The 21874-nt window shown below is 62.4% G+C and carries 18 protein-coding genes; 15 read left to right on the plus strand and 3 right to left on the minus strand.

The window, feature by feature from the left end; genetic code table 11:
- Positions 1 to 115 precede the first annotated feature (115 nt).
- The 11 genes from H3221_RS12160 to H3221_RS12210 all read left to right on the plus strand — a co-directional run bounded on the left by H3221_RS12160 (position 116) and on the right by H3221_RS12210 (position 14547).
- On the plus strand, positions 116 to 2944 hold the full coding sequence (locus tag H3221_RS12160; RefSeq protein WP_196474687.1) for an LPS-assembly protein LptD: 2829 nt from the start codon (positions 116 to 118) through the stop codon (positions 2942 to 2944).
- Positions 2925 to 4217, plus strand: coding sequence for a peptidylprolyl isomerase (locus H3221_RS12165; protein WP_196474688.1), 1293 nt, complete (start codon positions 2925 to 2927; stop codon positions 4215 to 4217). Before H3221_RS12160 ends, H3221_RS12165 begins: the two co-directional genes overlap by 20 nt.
- Before the next feature lie 96 nt (positions 4218 to 4313).
- Entirely contained in the window at positions 4314 to 5327 is a 1014-nt protein-coding gene (pdxA, locus tag H3221_RS12170; RefSeq protein ID WP_196474689.1) for a 4-hydroxythreonine-4-phosphate dehydrogenase PdxA, read from the plus strand.
- Between the two features lie 204 nt (positions 5328 to 5531).
- Positions 5532 to 6341 carry a 16S rRNA (adenine(1518)-N(6)/adenine(1519)-N(6))-dimethyltransferase RsmA gene (rsmA, locus tag H3221_RS12175; RefSeq protein ID WP_196474690.1) on the plus strand — a complete coding sequence of 270 codons (810 nt, stop codon included), beginning with the start codon at positions 5532 to 5534 and terminating at the stop codon, positions 6339 to 6341.
- Positions 6342 to 6370: 29 nt separating this feature from the next.
- On the plus strand, positions 6371 to 6751 hold the full coding sequence (gene apaG, locus H3221_RS12180) for a Co2+/Mg2+ efflux protein ApaG (protein WP_196474691.1): 381 nt from the start codon (positions 6371 to 6373) through the stop codon (positions 6749 to 6751).
- Positions 6751 to 7569 carry a symmetrical bis(5'-nucleosyl)-tetraphosphatase gene (locus H3221_RS12185; protein ID WP_196474692.1) on the plus strand — a complete coding sequence of 273 codons (819 nt, stop codon included), beginning with the start codon at positions 6751 to 6753 and terminating at the stop codon, positions 7567 to 7569. The genes apaG and H3221_RS12185 overlap by 1 nt, the downstream gene beginning before the upstream one ends.
- A 40-nt stretch (positions 7570 to 7609) precedes the next feature.
- On the plus strand, positions 7610 to 7939 hold the full coding sequence (gene glpE, locus H3221_RS12190) for a thiosulfate sulfurtransferase GlpE (RefSeq protein ID WP_196474693.1): 330 nt from the start codon (positions 7610 to 7612) through the stop codon (positions 7937 to 7939).
- A 284-nt stretch (positions 7940 to 8223) separates the two neighbouring features.
- Entirely contained in the window at positions 8224 to 10146 is a 1923-nt protein-coding gene (locus tag H3221_RS12195) for a PrkA family serine protein kinase (protein WP_196474694.1), read from the plus strand.
- 216 nt (positions 10147 to 10362) lie between these two features.
- Positions 10363 to 11634: a YeaH/YhbH family protein gene (locus H3221_RS12200; protein WP_192982864.1), complete on the plus strand. Its 1272-nt coding sequence runs from the start codon at positions 10363 to 10365 to the stop codon at positions 11632 to 11634.
- A 10-nt stretch (positions 11635 to 11644) separates the two neighbouring features.
- A complete protein-coding gene (locus H3221_RS12205) occupies positions 11645 to 13210 on the plus strand; it encodes a SpoVR family protein (RefSeq protein WP_192982861.1) in 1566 nt (521 codons plus the stop codon).
- Between the two features lie 113 nt (positions 13211 to 13323).
- Positions 13324 to 14547, plus strand: coding sequence for a multifunctional CCA addition/repair protein (locus tag H3221_RS12210; protein WP_196474695.1), 1224 nt, complete (start codon positions 13324 to 13326; stop codon positions 14545 to 14547).
- Between the two features lie 224 nt (positions 14548 to 14771).
- Here the strand turns inward: H3221_RS12210 and folK are convergent, their stop codons facing one another.
- Both folK and folB read right to left on the minus strand, forming a co-directional pair.
- Positions 14772 to 15305 (minus strand): 2-amino-4-hydroxy-6-hydroxymethyldihydropteridine diphosphokinase, encoded by a 534-nt coding sequence (gene folK, locus H3221_RS12215; protein WP_196474696.1) that lies wholly within the window; start codon positions 15303 to 15305, stop codon positions 14772 to 14774.
- Positions 15296 to 15652: a dihydroneopterin aldolase gene (gene folB, locus H3221_RS12220; protein WP_160019936.1), complete on the minus strand. Its 357-nt coding sequence runs from the start codon at positions 15650 to 15652 to the stop codon at positions 15296 to 15298. The genes folK and folB overlap by 10 nt, the downstream gene beginning before the upstream one ends.
- 75 nt (positions 15653 to 15727) lie before the next feature.
- On the opposite strand from folB, the gene plsY reads away from it, so the two are divergent.
- Positions 15728 to 16297 (plus strand): glycerol-3-phosphate 1-O-acyltransferase PlsY, encoded by a 570-nt coding sequence (plsY, locus tag H3221_RS12225; RefSeq protein ID WP_196474697.1) that lies wholly within the window; start codon positions 15728 to 15730, stop codon positions 16295 to 16297.
- Positions 16298 to 16353: 56 nt separating this feature from the next.
- Here plsY and tsaD read toward each other — a convergent pair whose 3' ends face one another.
- The gene (tsaD, locus tag H3221_RS12230; protein WP_196474698.1) at positions 16354 to 17379 is read right to left on the minus strand and encodes a tRNA (adenosine(37)-N6)-threonylcarbamoyltransferase complex transferase subunit TsaD; all 1026 of its coding nucleotides are present in this window, start codon (positions 17377 to 17379) and stop codon (positions 16354 to 16356) included.
- Between the two features lie 203 nt (positions 17380 to 17582).
- Here tsaD and rpsU point away from each other — a divergent pair, with 203 nt between their 5' ends.
- The 3 genes from rpsU (at position 17583) to rpoD (ending at position 21860) form a co-directional block, all read left to right on the plus strand.
- The gene (rpsU, locus tag H3221_RS12235) at positions 17583 to 17798 is read left to right on the plus strand and encodes a 30S ribosomal protein S21 (RefSeq protein ID WP_003290642.1); all 216 of its coding nucleotides are present in this window, start codon (positions 17583 to 17585) and stop codon (positions 17796 to 17798) included.
- 146 nt (positions 17799 to 17944) lie between these two features.
- On the plus strand, positions 17945 to 19945 hold the full coding sequence (gene dnaG, locus H3221_RS12240; RefSeq protein ID WP_196474699.1) for a DNA primase: 2001 nt from the start codon (positions 17945 to 17947) through the stop codon (positions 19943 to 19945).
- Between the two features lie 67 nt (positions 19946 to 20012).
- Positions 20013 to 21860, plus strand: a complete 1848-nt coding sequence (gene rpoD / locus H3221_RS12245) for an RNA polymerase sigma factor RpoD (RefSeq protein ID WP_196474700.1) — start codon at positions 20013 to 20015, stop codon at positions 21858 to 21860.
- Positions 21861 to 21874: the final 14 nt, after the last annotated feature.

The following is a 21874-nucleotide window of genomic DNA, read 5'->3' on the forward strand; positions in this document are numbered from 1 at the left end:
TCCGACGGCGCTAGCCGTTGCGCGGGTCATGCTTTATTATCCAGCATCTTTTTCAGCCCATCGAGAGGCGTGCGGCCCCTGGGCCGATAGCGCGCAGGAAGCCCGGACTAACAAGATGGCAGTAAAATACCCCGCGTTCCGCAAAAAATTCCCGCTGCTGGTCACCGGCAGCCTCCTGGCCTTACAGCCCGCGTTCAGCCTACAGTCCTTTGCCGCCGAGCAATACGATTGCCAGGCGTCGCCCACGGGCGGCTGGGCCTGCGCGCCGAAATCGGCGGCCAGCTCCCTGCCTCCGCGCCCGGTGCATAGCCGTGATGCCGTCAGCGTGGGCGGTACTACCCGCGAGGTGGTTGCCGAGCAGGATGCCGCCCCAGTGCTGGTCACCGAGAGCAAGGGCCGTGCCCTCACCTCGCGCAGCCCCGATTACAGTCACCTGGACTGGGTCCCGCGCGACAAGCTGACTGCCGCGCAACTGGCCGAGGCCGGTCCTTACTGCGCAGGCACCTATGTCGAGCCGCTGCGTCCAGGCATGGATGACACCACGCCACTGGACGAGGCGCCGATGTTCATTTCCGCCAAGGCCTCGCGCTTCGAGCAGGAAAAGCAGATCGCCACGCTCGCAGGCGACGTCGTCCTGCGTCAGTCCGGCATGCAGGTCGAGGCCGACGAAGCCAGCCTGCACCAGACGGAAAACCGTGGTGAACTGGTCGGCAACGTGCGCCTGCGTGACAAGGGCACGCTGGTGGTCGGCGACCGCGCCGAGCTGCAGCTGGATAACGGCGAAGCCCGTATCGACAACGCCGAATACGTGATGCACCAGGCCCACGTGCGCGGCAGCGCGCTCTACGCCAAGCGCGAAGAGACCGCGATCATCCGCCTCAAGGATGGCACCTACACCCGCTGCGAACCGGGCGACAATGCCTGGCACCTGAAAGGCAACAACGTCACCCTGAACCCGGCGACCGGCTTCGGTACCGCCACCAACGTGACGCTGCGGGTCAAGGACATTCCGGTGTTCTACACCCCGTACATCTACTTCCCGATCGACGACCGTCGCCAGTCCGGCTTCCTGCCACCCAGCATCGGCACGTCGAGCAGCAATGGCTTCTCGCTGCAAACGCCGTACTACTTCAACCTGGCGCCGAACTACGACGCCACGCTGTACCCGACCTACATGGCCCAACGCGGCCTGCTGATGGAAGGTGAGTTCCGTTACCTGACCGAGAGCAGCGAAGGCCAGGTCGGCGGCGCATGGCTGAACGACAGCGAAGACGAGCGCAAACTGCAGTCCGAGTACGAAGACCAGCGCTGGATGTACAGCTGGCAGCACAAGCAGGGGCTCAACTCGCGCCTGCTCGCCGAAGTCGACTACACCAACATCAGCGACCCCTACTACTTCCAGGATCTCGATACCGATCTGGGCATCGACAAGCAAACCTACGTCGACCAGCGCGGCACCCTGACCTATCGCGGTGGCAGCTATACCGCACGCCTGAATGTGCATGCATACGAACTGGCCAACATCACCGATGTGACGCCGTATGACCGTCTGCCGCAGATCACCCTGGACGGCAAGCTGCCGTTCAATCCGGGTGGTCTGGACTTCACTTACGGCACGGAATACGTACGCTTCGATCGCAACCTGCGCTCGGGTTTCTTCGTCGACGAGGATGGCGTAACCGGTCGCCCACAAGATCTCTGGTACGACGAACGTCTGACCGGTCTTAACCGTGCAGACGGTGAACGCCTGCACCTGGAGCCAGGTGTTGCCCTGCCGCTGAACTGGAGCTGGGGCTTCGTCAAGCCTCAGGTCAAGTATCTTCAGACGCAGTACCAGATCAACCTGGACGCTCAGGGCAAGGCAGATATTGCCAGCGCGACAAACGACCCCCTCAACCCGAATAGTCAGTGGTTCGGCGTCGACTACAAGCGTTCGCCCAACCGTGGCGTAGGCCTGTTCAGCGTCGACAGTGGCCTGTATTTCGACCGCGACACCCAGCTGTTTGGCAAAGACGCCCGCCAGACCCTGGAGCCACGCGCTTTCTACCTCTACGTCCCGGAAGAAGACCAGACCGATATCCCGGTCTTCGACACCGGCGAGCCGACCTTCAGCTACGCCTCGCTGTGGCGTGAGAACCGTTTCAGCGGCAAGGATCGTATCGGTGACGAGAACAAGCTGTCGCTGGGCGTGACCAGCCGCTGGATCGAGTCGAACGGCTTCGAGCGTCAGCGTTTCAGCATCGGCCAGGCCTTCTACTTCGAAGACCGCAAGGTGCAGATGCCGGGGATCGACTATCGCGGCCGCCAGGATGCCACCTCGGATGTATCTCCGTACGCACTGGCGTACCTGTATCGATTCAACCGCGACTGGCGCTTCTCCTCGACCTTCAACTGGGATCCGGACCAGCACAGCACCCGCTCGGGCAGCGCAATGTTCCATTACCAGCCGGAAGCCAATCCGAACAAGATCGTCAACTTCGGCTATCGCTACCGCAACGATACCCTGCGCTACGACCGTGACAGCGGCACATGGACCACTAATCCGGACTATGGCAACCCAACGCTGGGCAATGGGCAGCCAAACCCCAACTACATCAAGAACTACTACAAGATCGACCAGCATGACTTCTCCGTCATCTGGCCGCTGGCTCCGCAGTGGAGCCTGATCTCGCGCTGGCAGTACGACTATGGCCGTAACCGTACCCTCGAGGCCTTCGGTGGTTTCGAATACGACAGCTGCTGCTGGAAACTGCGCCTGATCAACCGCTACTGGATCGATTACGACGAAGTCAGCCTCGACCCATCGCGCAACGACGAGCCGGACCGCGGCATCTTCCTGCAGATCGTCCTCAAGGGCCTCGGCGGCGTTGTTGGCAACAAGGTGGAATCTTTCCTCGACCAAGGCATTCAAGGTTACCGTGAACGTGAAGACCAAGCTTTCTGATCGCCTGCGCCCCCTGTTATTGGGCGCAGCACTGCTGGCGGCAACGGCTCAGGCCCAGGTTCGCCCACTGGATCGCGTCGTGGCCATCGTCGACAACGACGTGGTCATGCAGAGCCAACTCGACGCTCGCCTGCGTGAAGTGCAACAGACCATCGACAAGCGCGGCGGCGCCCTGCCTCCCGATGACGTACTCAGCCAGCAGGTGCTCGAACGCCTGATCATCGAGAACATCCAGCTGCAGATCGGTGATCGCTCCGGCATCCGTATCACCGACGAAGAGCTGAACCAGGCCATGGGTACCATCGCCCAGCGTAACGGCATGAGCCTGGAGCAGTTCCGCGAAGCGCTGGCACGTGACGGCCTGTCCTATACGGACGCCCGTGACCAGGTTCGTCGCGAGATGATCATCAGCCGTGTGCGCCAGCGCCGCGTGGCCGAACGCATCCAGGTCACCGATCAGGAAGTGCAGAACTTTCTCGCCTCTGACCTGGGCAAGATGCAGCTGTCGGAAGAGTTCCGTCTGGCCAATATCCTGATCCCGGTTTCCGAGGGCGCATCTTCCAACGAAATCCAGACCGCCGACCGCCAGGCGCAGGAGCTGTATCAGCAACTGCAGCAAGGCGCGGACTTCGCCCAACTGGCTGTCTCTCGCTCTGCCAGCGAGAACGCCCTGGAGGGCGGTGAAATGGGCTGGCGCAAGGCCGGCCAGTTGCCGCCTCCGTTCGACAGCATGATCAGCCAGCTGAACCCGGGCCAAGTCACCGAGCCGGTGCGAACCCCGGGCGGTTTCATCATCCTCAAGCTGATCGAGAAACGCGGCGGCGACACCCAGGTGCGTGACGAAGTGCATGTTCGCCACATCCTGATCAAGCCCAGCGAGATTCGCAGCGAGACGGAAACCCTTCGCCTGGTCGAACGCCTGTACGACCGTATCGTCGCCGGCGAGGACTTCGCCGAACTGGCGAAGAGCTTCTCCGAAGACCCGGGCTCGGCGCTGAACGGGGGCGACCTGAACTGGATCGACCCCAACGCGCTGGTTCCCGAATTCCGCGAGGTGATGAACGACACCCCCAGCGGCGAGTTGTCCAAACCCTTCAGAAGCCCGTATGGCTGGCACGTACTGCAGGTCATGGGCCGCCGCGCCACCGACAGCAGCGCACAGTTCCGCGAACAGCAGGCCGCAAACCTGCTGCGCAATCGCAAGTATGACGAGGAACTGCAGGCCTGGTTGCGCCAGATCCGCGACGAAGCCTACGTCGAGACCAAGCTGTAATTGCGGTATCGCCCCAAAAGCCCGGCCAAGTGCCGGGCTTTTTCGTTATTGGCCCGACAGCGTAAACTGGCGCATCAGCCCGTACAGAGAGCGACCATGACTGCGCAGCACTGTTTTGCCCTCACCCCAGGCGAGCCTGCCGGCATCGGCCCCGATCTGTGCCTGCTGCTGGCGCAGCAGGCACAGCCTGCACCTCTGGTCGCCATCGCCAGTCGCGAGCTGCTGGCAGAACGCGCGAAACAGCTGGGGCTGGATATCGAATTGCTGACCGCTGGCCCACAACAATGGCCAGACAAGCCGGCAGCAGCAGGCGCCCTGTATGTCTGGGATACGCCGCTGGCTGCCCCCGCCCTACCCGGCGTACTGACGCCCGCCAACGCCGCCTACGTGTTAGAGACCCTCACCCGCGCGGGCCAAGGCTGCCTGGACGGGACATTTGCCGGGATGATCACCGCACCTGTGCACAAAGGCGTGATCAACGAAGCGGGCATCACCTTCTCCGGGCACACCGAGTTTCTCGCCGAACTCACCCACACCCAGCAGGTTGTGATGATGCTGGCGACCCATGGCTTGCGCGTCGCGCTGGTCACCACACACCTACCGCTCAAGGACGTCGCGGCCGCCATCACCGCCGAGCGCCTCGAGCGCGTCACGCGCATCCTGCATGCCGATCTGCGAAGCAAGTTCGGCATCGCCGAACCGCGCATCCTGGTGTGCGGGCTCAATCCGCACGCGGGCGAAGGCGGCCATCTGGGCCGCGAGGAAATCGAGATCATCGAACCGACACTGGAGCGTCTGCGCAGCGAAGGCATGAACCTGATAGGACCGCTGCCGGCCGACACCCTGTTCACACCCAAGTATCTCGAACATGCAGATGCCGTACTGGCCATGTACCACGACCAGGGCCTGCCCGTGCTCAAGTTCAAAGGCTTCGGCGCGGCGCTCAATGTAACGCTGGGCCTGCCGATCATCCGTACCTCGGTGGATCATGGCACTGCCCTGGATCTGGCCGGCACCGGCAATATCGATACCGGCAGCCTGCAGGTGGCGCTAGAGACGGCCTACCAGATGGCAGCAGCCACCCGCAGCAAGCCACAAGCGGCGGGTTGATCACGACCGGCCATATAGCCCGATGCAATCCTGGGCCATCGCCGCCATGCTTTCCCGGATTGCATCCGGGCTACGGCCCGTCAGCGTCACAAAATCCGCGCGCGCCTACAGCCGCAGCATCTTTCGCTGTTAAACTGCGTGACTTTGCCTTATCGCTCTCGGCGCCTGCTTGATGCTTGCAGCTTGAGACTTGGAGCTGTCGCCATGTCCGAATACCAACACCGCGCGCGCAAGCGCTTCGGCCAGAACTTCCTGCATGATGCCGGGGTGATCGACCGTATCCTGCGCGCCATTCGCGCCAAGGAGGACGAGCGCCTGCTGGAAATCGGCCCAGGCCAGGGTGCCATTACCGAGGGTTTGCTCGGCAGCGGCGCGCAGCTCGACGTGATCGAGCTCGACCTCGACCTGATCCCTATCCTGCAAGGCAAGTTCGGTGACAATCCGCGCTTTCGCCTGAATCAGGGCGACGCACTGAAATTCGACTTCGCCCGCCTCGAAGCGGCGCCACGCAGCCTGCGCGTGGTCGGCAACCTGCCCTACAACATCTCCACGCCGCTGATTTTCCATCTGCTGGACAACGCGCCACTGATTCGCGACATGCATTTCATGCTGCAGAAGGAAGTGGTCGAGCGCATGGCCGCCGGCCCAGGTGGTGGCGATTGGGGCCGCCTGTCGATCATGGTGCAGTACCACTGCCGCGTGGAGCATCTGTTCAACGTTGGCCCCGGCGCCTTCAACCCGCCACCCAAGGTCGATTCGGCCATCGTTCGCCTGGTACCGCATGAAACCCTGCCGCACCCGGCCAAGGACCATCGCCTGCTCGAACGCGTCGTGCGTGAAGCCTTCAACCAGCGCCGCAAGACGCTGCGCAACACGCTCAAGCAGTTGCTGCCGGCCGAGGCCATCGAAGCGGCAGGCGTCGACGGCAGCCTGCGCCCCGAGCAGCTGGATCTGGCCGCCTTCGTCCGCCTGGCCGACCAGCTGGCCCTGCAGCCTTTGGCCGAGCAGGACTAAACTGCAATCACGCTAAACGGATCACGCGCATGTCCGACCCTCGTTATCAGATCGACGTCAGCGTCACCACCCGCTACCTGGCAGCCCAATCGCAGCCGGAGCAGAACCGCTACGCGTTCTCCTACACCGTGACCATCGCCAATAACGGCGAGCTACCGGCTCAGTTGCTGTCCCGTCACTGGATCATCACCGACGGCGATGGCCGTGTGCAGGAGGTGCGTGGCGCCGGAGTGATCGGCCAGCAGCCGCATATCGAACCTGGCGCCAGCCACACCTACAGCAGCGGAACGGTCATGGCGACGCAGGTCGGCACCATGCAAGGCAGCTACCAGATGCTCGCCGAGGACGGTAAACGCTTCGATGCGATCATCGCTCCGTTTCGCCTGGCCGTACCGGGGGCACTTCACTGATGGCGGTGTATGCCGTCGGTGACCTGCAGGGTTGCCTGAAACCGCTCAAGTGTCTGCTTGAGCAAGTGTCTTTCGATCCGGCGCAAGACCAGCTGTGGCTGGTCGGCGATCTGGTCAATCGCGGCCCGCAGTCGCTGGAAACCCTGCGTTTTCTCTACTCCATTCGTCATGCGATCACCTGTGTACTGGGCAACCATGACCTGCATCTGCTGGCCGCAGCGCACAATATCGAGCGATTGAAAAAGGGCGACACCCTGAGCGAGGTTCTCGATGCGCCGGATCGTAACGACCTGCTCGACTGGCTGCGCATGCAGAAGCTGGTGCACCACGACGCCGAGCGCAAGGTAACCCTGGTACATGCCGGCATCCCTCCACAATGGACGCTGAGCAAGGCGCTGCGCCGCGCAGCCGAGGTCGAAGAAGCGTTGCGTGACGATGCCCGTCTACCGCTGTTTCTCGACGGCATGTACGGTAACGAACCGGCCAAATGGAACAAGGAACTGCACGGCGTGACCCGCCTGCGGGTGATCACCAACTATTTCACCCGCATGCGCTTCTGCAAGGCCGATGGCACGCTGGATCTGAAGAGCAAGGAAGGTGTTGGCAGCGCCCCACCCGGCTTCGCACCCTGGTTCAGCCACCCGCAGCGCAAGATGCGCGGTGAGAAGATCATCTTCGGTCACTGGGCAGCGCTGGAAGGCAACTGCACGGAGCCCGGCCTCTACGCGCTGGATACCGGCTGCGTCTGGGGCGGTGCGATGACCTTGCTCGATGTCGACAGCGGAGCACTTCACCGCTGCACCTGTCCCAAGGAATAAGCGCCAGAGGCGCCCCACGAATCACTCGAAGGCAACGAACATGAGCGAGTTCAAACGCATTTCTCCACAACAGGCGCAGGAGCTGCGCAGCAAGGGCGCCGTCGTGGTCGACATCCGTGACCCGCAGAGCTTTGCCAATGGCCATATCAGTGGCTCGCGTCACCTGGACAACCACTCCCTGCATGATTTCATCACCCACGCCGACCTCGACGCGCCGTTGATCGTGTCCTGCTACCACGGCAACTCCAGCCAGGGGGCAGCGGCCTACCTGGTCGGCCAGGGCTTCTCCGAGGTGTACAGCCTCGACGGCGGTTTCGAGCTGTGGCACGCCACGTACCCAAGCGAAACGGCGCAAAGCAGCGAAGAATAAATTTCTTCAGGCGGCAAGCCGCGTCCGCTCTGGCCTGCCGCCACTTCCCGACGTACGGTAACATTCAGTTATCGTTACCCAGCCCTTGACCCTCGGCAGAACGAACTATTCTGTTACTCAGGCCATCCCACTCAAGGTAGAGCCGGCCAACCGGCATCGGGCCATCGGTAACGACTTTTAGGTTTTGGGGGATTCTTCCCGACTTGTCTCTGAGCCGGGGTTACCCAGCACCTGCACGCACGACCGATCCCGAGCCAGCTTTCAGCATCGAGCGAGGTGAAGTCATGAGCATTTTCAGTCACTTCCAACAACGTTTCGAGGCGACCCGCCAGGAGGAGTACTCGCTGCAGGAGTACCTCGAACTGTGCAAACAGGATCGCAGCGCTTACGCCACTGCGGCCGAGCGTCTGCTGATGGCCATTGGTGAGCCGGAACTGCTGGACACCTCCAGCGACTCGCGCCTGTCACGCATCTTCTCCAACAAAGTCATCCGCCGTTATCCGGCCTTCGCCGACTTCCATGGCATGGAAGAGTGCATCGACCAGATCGTCTCCTACTTCCGCCATGCGGCTCAGGGCCTGGAAGAGAAGAAGCAGATCCTCTATCTGCTGGGCCCGGTAGGCGGCGGTAAATCTTCGCTGGCCGAGAAGCTCAAGCAGCTGATGGAAAAGGTGCCCTTCTACGCCATCAAGGGCTCGCCGGTATTCGAGTCGCCCCTGGGGCTGTTCAACGCCACCGAGGATGGCGCCATCCTCGAAGAGGATTACGGCATTCCACGGCGCTACCTCAACTCGATCATGTCGCCCTGGGCCACCAAGCGCCTACAGGAGTTCGGCGGCGACATCAGCCAGTTCCGCGTGGTCAAACTGTACCCGTCGATCCTCAACCAGATCGCCGTGGCCAAGACCGAACCCGGTGACGAGAACAACCAGGACATCTCCGCTCTGGTCGGCAAGGTGGATATCCGCAAGCTGGAAGAATTCCCGCAGAACGACGCCGACGCCTACAGCTACTCGGGCGCGCTGTGCCGGGCCAACCAGGGCCTGATGGAGTTCGTCGAGATGTTCAAGGCGCCGATCAAGGTGCTGCACCCGCTGCTGACCGCCACCCAGGAAGGCAACTACAACAGCACCGAAGGCCTCGGCGCGATTCCCTACAGCGGCATCCTGCTGGCCCACTCCAACGAGTCCGAGTGGCACAGCTTCCGTAACAACAAGAACAATGAGGCTTTCATCGACCGTATCTATATCGTCAAGGTGCCGTACTGCCTGCGCGTGACCGACGAGATCAAGATCTACGACAAGCTGCTGATCAACAGTTCGCTGGCCAAGGCCCATTGCGCGCCGGACACCCTGAAGATGCTTGCCCAGTTCTCCACCCTGTCGCGCCTGAAGGAACCGGAGAACTCCAACATCTATTCGAAGATGCGCGTCTACGACGGCGAGAATCTCAAGGACACCGACCCGAAAGCCAAGTCGATCCAGGAGTACCGCGACAGCGCGGGTGTCGATGAGGGCATGAACGGCCTGTCGACCCGCTTCGCCTTCAAGATCCTGTCCAAGGTATTCAACTTCGACCCGCACGAAATCGCCGCCAACCCGGTGCATCTGTTGTACGTGCTGGAGCAGCAGATCGAGCAGGAGCAGTTCCCCGCCGAGGTACGCGAGCGCTACCTGCGCTACATCAAGGAGTACCTGGCGCCGCGCTACATCGAGTTCATCGGCAAGGAAATCCAGACCGCCTACCTGGAGTCCTACAGCGAATACGGCCAGAACATCTTCGACCGTTATGTGCTGTACGCCGACTTCTGGATTCAGGATCAGGAGTACCGCGACCCGGAGACCGGCGAAATCCTCAACCGCGTGGCGCTCAACGAGGAGCTGGAAAAGATCGAGAAGCCGGCAGGCATCAGCAACCCGAAGGATTTCCGCAACGAGATCGTCAACTTCGTGCTGCGCGCCCGCGCCAACAACAACGGCAAGAACCCCACCTGGCTCAGCTACGAGAAACTGCGCGTGGTGATCGAGAAGAAAATGTTCTCCAACACCGAGGACCTGCTCCCGGTCATCAGCTTCAACGCCAAGGGCAGCAAGGAGGATCAGCAGAAGCACAACGACTTCGTCAAACGCATGGTCGAGCGCGGCTACACCGAGAAGCAGGTGCGCCTGCTGTCGGAGTGGTACCTGCGGGTTCGCAAGTCTCAGTAAGCCCTACCCGGCGCGCGCCGCGTGCCGGGTCATTCGCTGCCTGCCTGTGTTTACGTGCGGGCAAGAACCTGTTCAAAGTCTCGCGAGCTAGAACGCTGCAAGGCGAAAACAGGTGAGGACGCAGAGTTTACGAGCTGTAAATGAGCAGTCCGAACCTGTTTTCAACGCAGCAGGGTCGACGCGCAGCAGGCTCTGAACAGGTTCGAAGGAGATGTCATGAGCTATGTGATCGACCGGCGCCTCAACGGCAAGAACAAGAGCACGGTGAACCGCCAGCGCTTCCTTCGGCGTTACCGTGAACACATCAAGAAGGCGGTGGAGGAAGCCGTCAGCCGGCGCTCCATCACCGACATGGAGCACGGCGAGCAGATCAGCATTCCCGGTCGTGATATCGACGAGCCGGTGCTGCATCATGGTCGCGGCGGCAAGCAGACCATCGTCCACCCCGGCAACAAGGAATTCACCACCGGCGAACGCATCCCGCGACCACAGGGCGGCGGTGGTGGGCGCGGCAGTGGCAAGGCGAGCAACTCCGGCGAAGGCATGGACGAGTTCGTCTTCCAGATCACTCAGGAGGAATTTCTCGACTTCATGTTCGAGGACCTGGAGCTGCCCAACCTGGTCAAACGCCACCTGACCGGCGCGGAAACCTTCAAGACCGTGCGCGCCGGCATCAGCAACGAGGGCAACCCCTCACGCATCAACATCGTGCGCACCCTGCGCTCGGCCCACGCGCGGCGTATCGCCCTGTCAGGCTCCAGCCGCGCCAAATTGCGCGAAGCCAAGGCCGAACTGGAGCGACTGCGACGTGAAGAGCCGGACAACTTCGGCGATATACAGGCCATTCAGGAAGAAATCGAACGACTCAGTGTGCGCATCCATCGCGTGCCGTTCCTCGACACCTTCGACCTCAAGTACAACCTGCTGACCAAACAGCCCAACCCCAGCTCCAAGGCGGTGATGTTCTGCCTGATGGACGTGTCCGGCTCCATGACCCAGGCCACCAAGGACGTGGCCAAGCGCTTCTTCATCCTCCTGTACCTGTTCCTCAAGCGCAATTACGACAAGATCGACGTGGTGTTCATCCGCCACCACACCAGTGCAAAAGAGGTCGACGAGGAAGAGTTCTTCTACTCCCGCGAGACCGGCGGCACCATCGTTTCCAGCGCGCTGAAGCTGATGCAGGAAGTCATGGCCGAGCGCTACCCGATCAACGAGTGGAACATCTATGCCGCCCAGGCGTCGGACGGCGACAACTGGAATGACGACTCACCGGTATGCAGGGATATATTGATCAACCAGATCATGCCGTTCGTGCAGTACTTCACCTACGTCGAGATCACCCCACGTGAGCACCAGGCGCTGTGGTTCGAGTACGAGCAGGTGGCCGAAGCCTTCGCCGACAGCTTCGCCCAGCAGCAACTGGTGTCCGCCGCAGACATCTACCCGGTGTTCCGCGAACTGTTCCAGCGTCGCCTGGTGAGTTGAGGTCAATGCCATGAGCGCTACTGCCAAGAAACGCCAACCGCTGTCTACCGGTTCGGAGTGGACCTTCGACCTGATTCGCCAATACGACAAGGAGATCGCGCGCATCGCCGAGCGCTATGCGCTGGACACCTACCCCAACCAGATCGAAGTGATCACCGCCGAACAGATGATGGATGCCTACGCCTCGGTCGGCATGCCGTTGGGCTATCACCACTGGTCATACGGCAAGCATTTCCTCGCCACCGAGAAAGGCTACAAGCGCGGGCAGATGGGCCTGGCCTACGAGATCGTGATCAACTCCGACCCCTGCATCGCCTACCTGATGGAGGAAAACACCATCTGCATGCAGGCGCTGGTGATCGCCCACGCCTGCTACGGCCACAACAGTTTCTTCAAGGGCAACTACCTGTTCCGTACCTGGACGGACGCCAGCTCGATCATCGATTACCTGGTGTTCGCCAAGCAGTACATCATGCAGTGCGAGGAACGCTACGGCATCGACGCCGTGGAGGAGTTGCTCGACTCCTGCCACGCGCTGATGAACTACGGCGTCGACCGTTACAAACGCCCCTACCCCATCTCCGCCGAGGAAGAGCGCCGGCGCCAGAAGGAACGCGAGGAACACCTGCAGAAGCAGATCAACGACCTGTGGCGCACCATTCCCAGGAACGCGGACAAGGGTGGCGAGAAGGACAACAAGCGCTTCCCCGCCGAACCGCAGGAAAACATCCTCTATTTTCTGGAAAAACACGCGCCCTTGCTGGAGCCCTGGCAGCGCGAAGTAATCCGCATCGTGCGCAAGATCGCCCAGTACTTCTATCCGCAGCGGCAGACCCAGGTGATGAACGAAGGCTGGGCGACCTTCTGGCACTACACCCTGATGAACGATCTGTACGACGAAGGCCTGGTCACCGACGGCTTCATGATGGAGTTCCTGCAGTCGCACACCAGCGTGGTCTACCAGCCGCCGTTCGACAGTCCCTACTACAGCGGTATCAACCCCTATGCCCTGGGTTTTGCCATGTACCGCGACATTCGCCGCATCTGCGAAAACCCTACCGAAGAAGACAAACGCTGGTTCCCGGATATCGCCGGCAGCGATTGGCTGACCACGCTCAAGTTCGCCATGAACAGCTTCAAGGACGAGAGCTTCATTCTGCAGTTCCTCTCGCCCAAGGTGATTCGCGACTTCAAGCTGTTCGGCATTCTCGACGATGACCAGAAGGACGAACTGCTGGTGCCCGCCATTCATGACGAACCGGGTTATCGCACCATCCGTGAGCTACTCGCCGCGCAGTACAACCTGGGCAACCGCGAACCCAACGTGCAGATCTGGAACATCGACCGCCGTGGCGACCGCTCGCTGACCCTGCGCCATCAGCAGCACGACCGCAAACCACTGGGCGACTCCACCGGCGAGGTGCTCAAGCACCTGCACCGGTTGTGGGGCTTCGACATTCACCTGGAAGTCTGTCAGGGCGACCAGTTGATCACCACGCAGCATGTACCGCCACGCGGCAGCTCGGAGAACGACAGCGAATACCCGAGGCTGGACCTGATCATTCCGCCGATTTGAGCGCTTGCGGGTCCAACTGCCGGCCTTGATCGCGCCCTAGCCCTATATACCGGCCCACACGGCGCGTCTCACCTCGATCTTCGGTATCCTCTGCGCTCAGTGGAGGAACACACATGCAGATCTACACAGTCGGCGGCGCCGTGCGCGATCGCCTGCTCGGCCGTCCCATTAGTGAAGTGGACTGGGTCGTGGTTGGCGCCAGCGCCGAGCAAATGCTCGAGCTCGGCTATCGCCCGGTGGGCGCCGACTTTCCGGTGTTCCTGCACCCGAAAACGGGCGAGGAGTACGCACTGGCCCGCACCGAGCGCAAGAGCGGGCGCGGCTATGGCGGCTTCACCTTCCACGCCAGCCCCGACGTCACCCTGGAACAAGACCTGATCCGCCGCGACCTGACCGTCAACGCCATGGCCGAGGACGACCAGGGCAACCTGATCGACCCTTATGGCGGCCAGCAGGATCTTGAAGCCCGCATCCTGCGCCACGTTTCGCCGGCATTCGCCGAAGATCCGCTGCGCGTCCTGCGCGTGGCCCGCTTCGCCGCTCGCTATGCGCCGCTCGGTTTCAGCGTTGCGCCAGAAACCCTCGAGCTGATGCGTCAATTGGCCGAATCCGGCGAGCTGGCCCACCTCACCGCCGAGCGCAGCTGGAAGGAGATATCCCGCGCCCTGATGGAGCCGCGCCCGGACGTGTTCGTCCAGGTGCTGCGCGATTGCGGCGCGCTGGCCGCCCTGCTGCCGGAAGTCGACGCCCTGTTCGGGGTGCCGCAACCGCAGGCACACCATCCGGAAATCGATACCGGCGTGCATGTGCTCAGCGTGCTACGCCAGTGTGCTGAGCACGACCAGCCGCTGAGCGTGCGCTGGGCCTGCCTGCTGCATGACGTCGGTAAAGGCCTGACGCCCCAGGATGAGTGGCCACGGCATATCGCTCACGAGCCCAAAGGCCTGCCACTGATTCAGGCGATCAACGAGCGCTGCAAGGCCCCCCGTGACTGCGCCGAGCTGGCAATGCTGATCGGCGAGTTTCATACCCATGGCCATCGCGCGCTGGAGTTGCGCCCCTCGACACTGCTGGAACTGCTGCAACGCTTCGACGTGTTTCGCCGCCCACAGCGCTTCGCCGAATTCGTCGCAGCCTGCGAGATGGATGCGCGTGGTCGCCTGGGCCTGGAGCAGCGCGACTACCCGCAGGCCGCTTACCTGCTGGGCGCTGCCGAGGCTGCCCGGCAAGTGCCGGTCAAACCGCTACTGGAGAAGGGATTCAAGGGCGCCGAGCTGGGCGAGGCGCTCAACCGCGAGCGCCTGCAAGCGCTCAAGGCCTACAAGCAGAGAACGTAGCCCGGATGAATCCGGGGAGGCCAGACACCCGTCGAGGTTTTCATCCAGGCTACGACCTGAAAGCCTACAAGGCGCAACATGCCCCCTCGTGGGAGACCGCTTGCGGGCGATATCGCTGCAGAACGCTCATCGCCGGCAAGCCGGCTCCTACAGGCCGCTGCAGCAGCCGTAGCCCGGATGCAATCCGGGACGACTCTGAGGCCGATACCAGGATTTCATCGGGGCTACGCAGGGCGCGTCGGTAGCAACTCAGTTGGCGTCAGCTCGACACCACGCCACTGGAAGGTCGCCGGCCAGAGCTGCTGATCGATCTGCGCCGACGCCCACAGCTCGGCGAACGAACGGCTATCGACCGGATGGCACGCCTCGGGCGCCAGCAATGCCAGGGGCCAGAGCACGAAGGCGTTCTTGAGAATTTCCGCGCGCGGCAGGACCAGGCCGTTGAAATTGCCGACCTGCTCGCCATACAGCAGCACGTCGATATCCAGCGGCAAACCCTTGCGATCCGGCGCGTAGCGGCCATTGTCGGCTTCGATGAATTTCAGCCGGCGATCCAGCTCCAGTAGCGGCAGCTCCGTCTCGCCCACCACCACCAGATTGAAGAAATTACCGCTCTTGATGCCCACGGCATGGCTCTCGAACACCGGCGAGCAGCGCATATCGCTGAGCAGCGCCGCCAGCGCATCGAGGCCCGCGACGAGGTGAGCCTCACGCTCGATATTGCTGCCGAGGCCGAGAAAGACGCGTGTCAGAGGCATCCGCGCTCGATCTCCACGCCCACGCCGCCGCGCGCGGCTGGCACCGCGCCGGGCTTGGTCAGCTTCAGACGCATCCAGGGAATGTTGAACTCGTCCATCAGCGTCTGCACCAGCCGTTCGGCGAAGGTCTCGACCAGAATGAACTGCGACTCGGCCGCGAAGGCCTGAATGCGCGTGGACACGCTGGCGTAGTCGAGCGCCAGGTTGAGGTCGTCACCGGCTGCGGCGGGGCGGTTGTCCCAGCCCATCTGCAGGTCCAGACGCAGGCACTGACGAATGTCGCGCTCCCAATCGTAGGCGCCGATCACCGTGTCGACCTCCAGGCCCTCGATAAATACTCTGTCCACCCGCACTCTCCGCGCCACGACAAGGGCGCTGCACCTCGTTAGAATCGGGCCACCCCATGCCCTGGAATGGCCACCATGTTCTGGCTTCTGGCAATCCTTGCCTATCTGCTCGGTTCGTTGTCCTTCGCCATCCTGCTCAGCCGACTTGCTGGCGGGCCAGACCCGCGTGCCAGCGGCTCGGGCAACCCCGGCGCCACCAACATGCTGCGCGTGGCCGGCAAGAAGCTCGCCGTGATGACGCTGATCGGCGACCTGCTCAAGGGCCTGCTACCGATCCTGATCGCCAAACTGCTCGGCCTCAGCCTGCACCAACAAGCCTGGATCGGCCTGGCAGCCGTCGTCGGCCATCTTTACCCGCTGTACTTCCGTTTTCGTGGCGGCAAGGGCGTGGCCACTGCCGCCGGCATGCTGCTCGGCCTCTACCCACCAGCCGCCTTGCTCGCCCTGGCGGCATGGGCCCTGATATTCCTGCTGACCCGCACCAGCTCGCTGGCCTCGCTGATCGCAACACCGCTGACGCTACCGCTGCTGGCCTGGCAACAACCGGCGGCGTTGCTGCCCGCCTGCGTATTGACCGGGCTGATCGTCTGGCGCCACCGCAACAACCTGCGTGACCTGTTCGCCGGGCGCGAGCGGCGCTTTTAAGCAACAGATCGGACTGCAAATCGCGGCTGCAGCCGCGCCTACAGAACCTCGACTCGTTAAATCGCCGGCAACGACTCCATCGGCCAGCGCGCCTGCACCTTGATCGCCAGATCCTCATGCTGCCCGGCGAGCAAACGCTGGCACCCGGCATAGGCGATCATCGCGCCGTTGTCGGTGCAGAAACGTGGCCGCGCGTAGAACACCTTGCCTTTCATCTCGCTCAGCATGCGCTCCAGATGTTCGCGCAGCGCCTTGTTGGCACTCACGCCACCGGCGATCACCAGGCTGTTCAGCCCGCTCTGCTTGAGCGCGCGTTTGCACTTGATGGTCAGAGTCTCGACCACCGCCTGCTGGAAGGCCAGCGCGATGTCGCGACGGGCTTGGTCGAGGTCGTCACCGTTGTCGCGGCATTGCTGCCAGGTATTCAGAGCAAAGGTCTTGAGGCCGCTGAAGCTGAAATCCAGGCCCGGACGATCGGTCATCGGCCTGGGGAAAACGAAACGCCCCGGTGCGCCCTGCTCGGCCAGTTTGGCGATTTCCGGCCCCCCCGGATAATTCAGGCCCATCAGCTTGGCGGTCTTGTCGAAGGCCTCACCGGCCGCGTCGTCCAGCGACTCGCCGAGCAACTGGTACTGACCGATGCCATCGACTCGCACCAACTGGGTATGGCCACCGGACACCAGCAAGGCGACGAACGGAAAGGCTGGCGGTTGCTCTTCCAGCATCGGAGCCAGCAAGTGACCTTCCATATGGTGCACGCCGACGGCCGGTACACCCCAGGCAAAGGCCAGCGCCTGCGCGCAGGACGCGCCGACCAGCAGCGCGCCGACCAGGCCAGGGCCTGCCGTGTAGGCCAGAGCGTCGATGTCGCCGGCCTGCTTGCCGGCCTCATCCAGCACCTGGCGGATCAACGGCAGCATGCGCTTGACGTGATCGCGCGAGGCCAATTCCGGCACGACACCGCCGTAGACGCGATGCAGGTCGATCTGGCTGAACAGGGCGTCAGCCAGCAGGCCGCGCTCACTGTCATAGAGCGCGACACCGGTTTCATCGCAGGAGGTTTCCAATCCCAGTACGAGCATGGAGCTTGAGCCTTGATTTGCCGCGTGGAACAAAGGCGCGCATGATAAGCGCCGCCCGGCGGAGCGGCCAGCGCTTTTCGATCAGAGGCCTTTGCATTCCTCGGCTCGAGGGGGTAACATCCGCAACCCTTAAAAACCGACGCAACCCGAGCCATTTGCCGGGAGCGCGTTGAACACCGGTAATTAACGAAGGTACGACCTGGATGCCAGCCGTCAAAGTTAAAGAGAACGAACCCTTCGACGTAGCCCTGCGTCGTTTCAAGCGCTCCTGCGAAAAAGCCGGCGTACTGGCTGAAGTCCGTAGCCGCGAATTCTACGAAAAGCCGACCGCTGAGCGTAAGCGCAAGGCCGCTGCCGCTGTTAAGCGTCACGCTAAGAAAGTGCAGCGCGAACAGCGTCGCAGCGTTCGCCTGTACTAATACCGTACACGCAACGCTCGAATGCCCGGCTCTGGTCGGGCATTGCATTTGAAAGACTCCGCCTCGCGCTTCAGCGAGTGAGCGGAGTTTTTGCTTTTCTACCCATCGTTGTCCCGCGCTTGCGCCGGGCAGTATGCTGAGCGCCTATGGCCGGCCTGATCCCGCAATCCTTCATCGATGACCTGCTCAACCGCACCGACATCGTCGATGTGGTGAGCTCGCGCATCCAACTGAAGAAGACCGGCAAGAACTACAGCGCCTGCTGCCCGTTCCACAAGGAAAAGACCCCCTCCTTCACCGTCAGCCCCGACAAGCAGTTCTACTACTGCTTCGGCTGCGGCGCCGGCGGCAACGCCCTCGGCTTCGTCATGGACCACGATCAACTGGAATTCCCCCAGGCGATCGAGGAGCTGGCCAAACGCGCCGGCATGGACGTGCCGCGCGAAGAAAGCGGTCGCGGGCACAAACCCAGACAGCCAGTCGACTCACCGCTCTACCCGCTGCTCAATGCCGCCGCCGAGCACTATCGCCAGGCACTGAAAAGCCATCCACAGCGCAAATACGCGGTGGACTACCTCAAGGGCCGCGGCCTGACCGGCGAAATCGCCCGCGACTTCGGCATCGGCTTCGCCCCGCCCGGCTGGGACAACCTGCTCAAGCAGCTGGGCGCCGACGCCCTGCAGCAGAAAGTCATGATCGACGCTGGCCTGCTGATCGAGAACGCCGAGAACGGCAGGCGCTACGACCGCTTCCGCGACCGCATCATGTTCCCCATCCGCGACAGTCGTGGCCGGGTGATCGCCTTCGGCGGCCGCGTGCTCGGCGACGACAAGCCCAAGTACCTCAACTCGCCGGAAACCCCGGTGTTCCACAAGGGCCAGGAACTCTATGGCCTCTATGAGGCACGCAAGCACAACCGCGATCTCGACGAGATCATGGTGGTCGAAGGCTACATGGACGTCATCGCCCTGGCTCAGCAGGGCCTGCGCAATGCCGTGGCGACCCTGGGCACGGCCACCAGCGAAGAACACCTCAAGCGCCTGTTCCGCATCGTGCCCAGCGTGCTGTTCTGCTTCGACGGCGACGCTGCCGGGCGCAACGCCGCCTGGCGCGCCCTGGAGTCCACCCTGCCGAGCCTGCAGGACGGGCGCCGCGCACGTTTTCTGTTCCTGCCCGATGGCGAAGACCCGGACACCCTGGTCCGCGCCGAGGGCACCGACGCCTTTCGCGCACGCATCAACCAGCACGCGCAACCGCTGGCCGACTACTTCTTCCAGCAGCTGTGCGAAGAAGCCGACCCGCGCTCACTGGAAGGCAAGGCACACCTGGTGACCCTGGCCGCGCCGCTGATCGACAAGATTCCCGGCAACAACCTGCGCGCGCTGATGCGTCAGCGCCTGAGCGAGATCACCGGCCTTTCCGGCGAAGCGCTGAGCCAGGTCGCCAGCGCACCGCGCAGTCACGCGCCAAGCACGACCGGCCAGGCGTCCGGCAGCGATTACCCGGATTACGGCGACATCCCCGACAGCGCCTACTACGACAACCTGCCGGACGTCGGCGGTTACGAGCAGCCTGCACCGCCCCAGCAGCACTACGAGCGCAACAATGAAGGCAGTAAGGGCAGCTGGAAAAAAGATGGCGGCGGCAAATGGAACAAGAAGGGCAAGGGCGATTTCGCGCCACGTGCCCCGCGCACTGCCGTGAGCGTCGAATCACCGCACCTGATCGCACTGCGCACGCTGCTGCACCATCCGCACCTGGCGCAAAAGGTCGAAGATGTCAGCCATTTCGCCGACGAAGATGACACCTACGCTCAGCTTCTCGTGGCTTTGGTCGGTGCCCTGCAGAAAACGCCCAACCTGCGTTCGCTGCAACTGATCGCCCGCTGGCACGGCACCGAACAGGGTCGCCTGCTGCGGGCGCTGGCGGAGAAGGAATGGCTGATCCAGGGTGACAACCTTGAACAGCAGTTTTTCGACACCATTACTACACTTGCAAACAGTCAATCGCAGAGGCGACGTGAAAAGGCGCTCCGCAGCATCATTCATAAAAGCCCCAGCGAGCTCACCGACGAGGAAAAGACACTGCTCAGAGAGCACTACAGCCTGGCCTCCTCGCAGAGCAGCAAGTCCCCAACTGGCGCCTAAAGCCAAAACCGAGGTATAATCCTCGGCTTGTTTTCAGCCCGCCAAGACCTTCAGTGGATAGGGTGTTATGTCCGTAAAAGCGCAGCAGCAATCTCGTATCAAAGAGTTGATCACCCTGGGTCGTGAGCAGAAGTATCTGACTTACGCAGAGGTCAACGACCACTTGCCTGAGGACATTTCAGATCCTGAGCAGGTGGAAGACATCATCCGCATGATCAATGACATGGGGATCCCGGTACACGAGAGTGCTCCGGATGCAGACGCCCTGATGCTGGCCGACGCCGACACCGACGAGGCTGCAGCCGAAGAAGCCGCAGCAGCCCTCGCCGCCGTCGAGACCGATATCGGCCGCACCACTGACCCGGTGCGCATGTACATGCGCGAAATGGGTACCGTGGAACTGCTGACCCGCGAAGGCGAGATCGAAATCGCCAAGCGCATCGAGGAAGGCATCCGCGAAGTCATGAGCGCTATCGCTCACTTCCCCGGCACCGTCGACGGCATCCTCGCCGAGTACACCCGTGTCACCACCGAGGGCGGCCGCCTGGCCGAAGTCCTCAGTGGCTACATCGACCCGGATGACGGCAGCGTGCCTGACGAAGCCGCCGCCCCTGTTCCCGTCAAGGAAGGCGCCGCCGCTGAAGAAAGCGACGACGAAGAAGAAGACGAGAGCGGCGACGACGAGGAAGAAGAAGGCGATGGCGGCCCGGACCCGGAAGAGGCGGCTCGCCGTTTCACCGCCGTGGCCGAGCAGCAGGACAAAGTCCTCAAGGCGCTGAAGAAGCACGGCCGTGGCAGCAAGCAGGCCACCGAAGAGCTGGCCACCCTGGCCGAGCTGTTCATGCCGATCAAGCTGGTGCCCAAGCAGTACGACGCCCTGGTCACCCAGGTGCGCGACGCCCTTGACCGTCTGCGTGCGCAAGAACGCGCCATCATGCAGCTGTGCGTACGTGATGCGCGCATGCCGCGTGCCGACTTCCTGCGCCTGTTCCCGGGCAACGAAATCGACATGGACTGGGCTGCCGACCTGGCCAAAGGCAAGGCCAAGTACGCCGAAGCCCTGGGCAACCTGCAGGCCGACATCCAGCGCTGCCAGCAGAAGCTGGCCGACCTGGAAGCCGAGTGCAGCCTGAGCCTGGCCGAGATCAAGGACATCAACCGTCGCATGTCCATCGGTGAAGCGAAAGCTCGCCGCGCCAAGAAGGAAATGGTCGAGGCGAACCTGCGTCTGGTGATCTCCATCGCCAAGAAGTACACCAACCGCGGTCTGCAGTTCCTCGACCTGATCCAGGAAGGCAACATCGGCCTGATGAAGGCGGTGGACAAGTTCGAATACCGTCGCGGCTACAAGTTCTCGACCTACGCCACCTGGTGGATTCGCCAGGCGATCACCCGCTCGATCGCCGACCAGGCGCGCACCATCCGTATTCCGGTGCACATGATCGAGACCATCAACAAGCTCAACCGCATCTCCCGTCAGATGCTCCAGGAAATGGGTCGCGAGCCCACTCCGGAAGAGCTGGGTGAGCGCATGGAAATGCCCGAGGACAAGATCCGCAAGGTATTGAAGATCGCCAAAGAGCCGATCTCCATGGAAACCCCGATTGGCGACGACGAAGATTCGCACCTGGGCGACTTCATCGAGGACAGCACCATGCAGTCCCCGATCGACGTAGCCACGGTCGAAAGCCTCAAGGAAGCCACTCGCGAAGTGCTGGCCGGCCTCACTGCCCGTGAAGCCAAGGTCCTGCGCATGCGCTTCGGTATCGACATGAACACCGACCACACCCTAGAGGAAGTGGGTAAGCAGTTCGATGTCACCCGTGAGCGTATCCGTCAGATCGAAGCCAAGGCGCTGCGCAAGCTGCGCCACCCGACGCGAAGCGAGCATCTGCGCTCCTTCCTCGACGAGTGATACCAGAACCCCCG

The sequence above is a fragment of the Pseudomonas chaetocerotis genome (genome assembly GCF_015712105.2).
Lineage (GTDB): Bacteria > Pseudomonadota > Gammaproteobacteria > Pseudomonadales > Pseudomonadaceae > Aquipseudomonas > Aquipseudomonas chaetocerotis.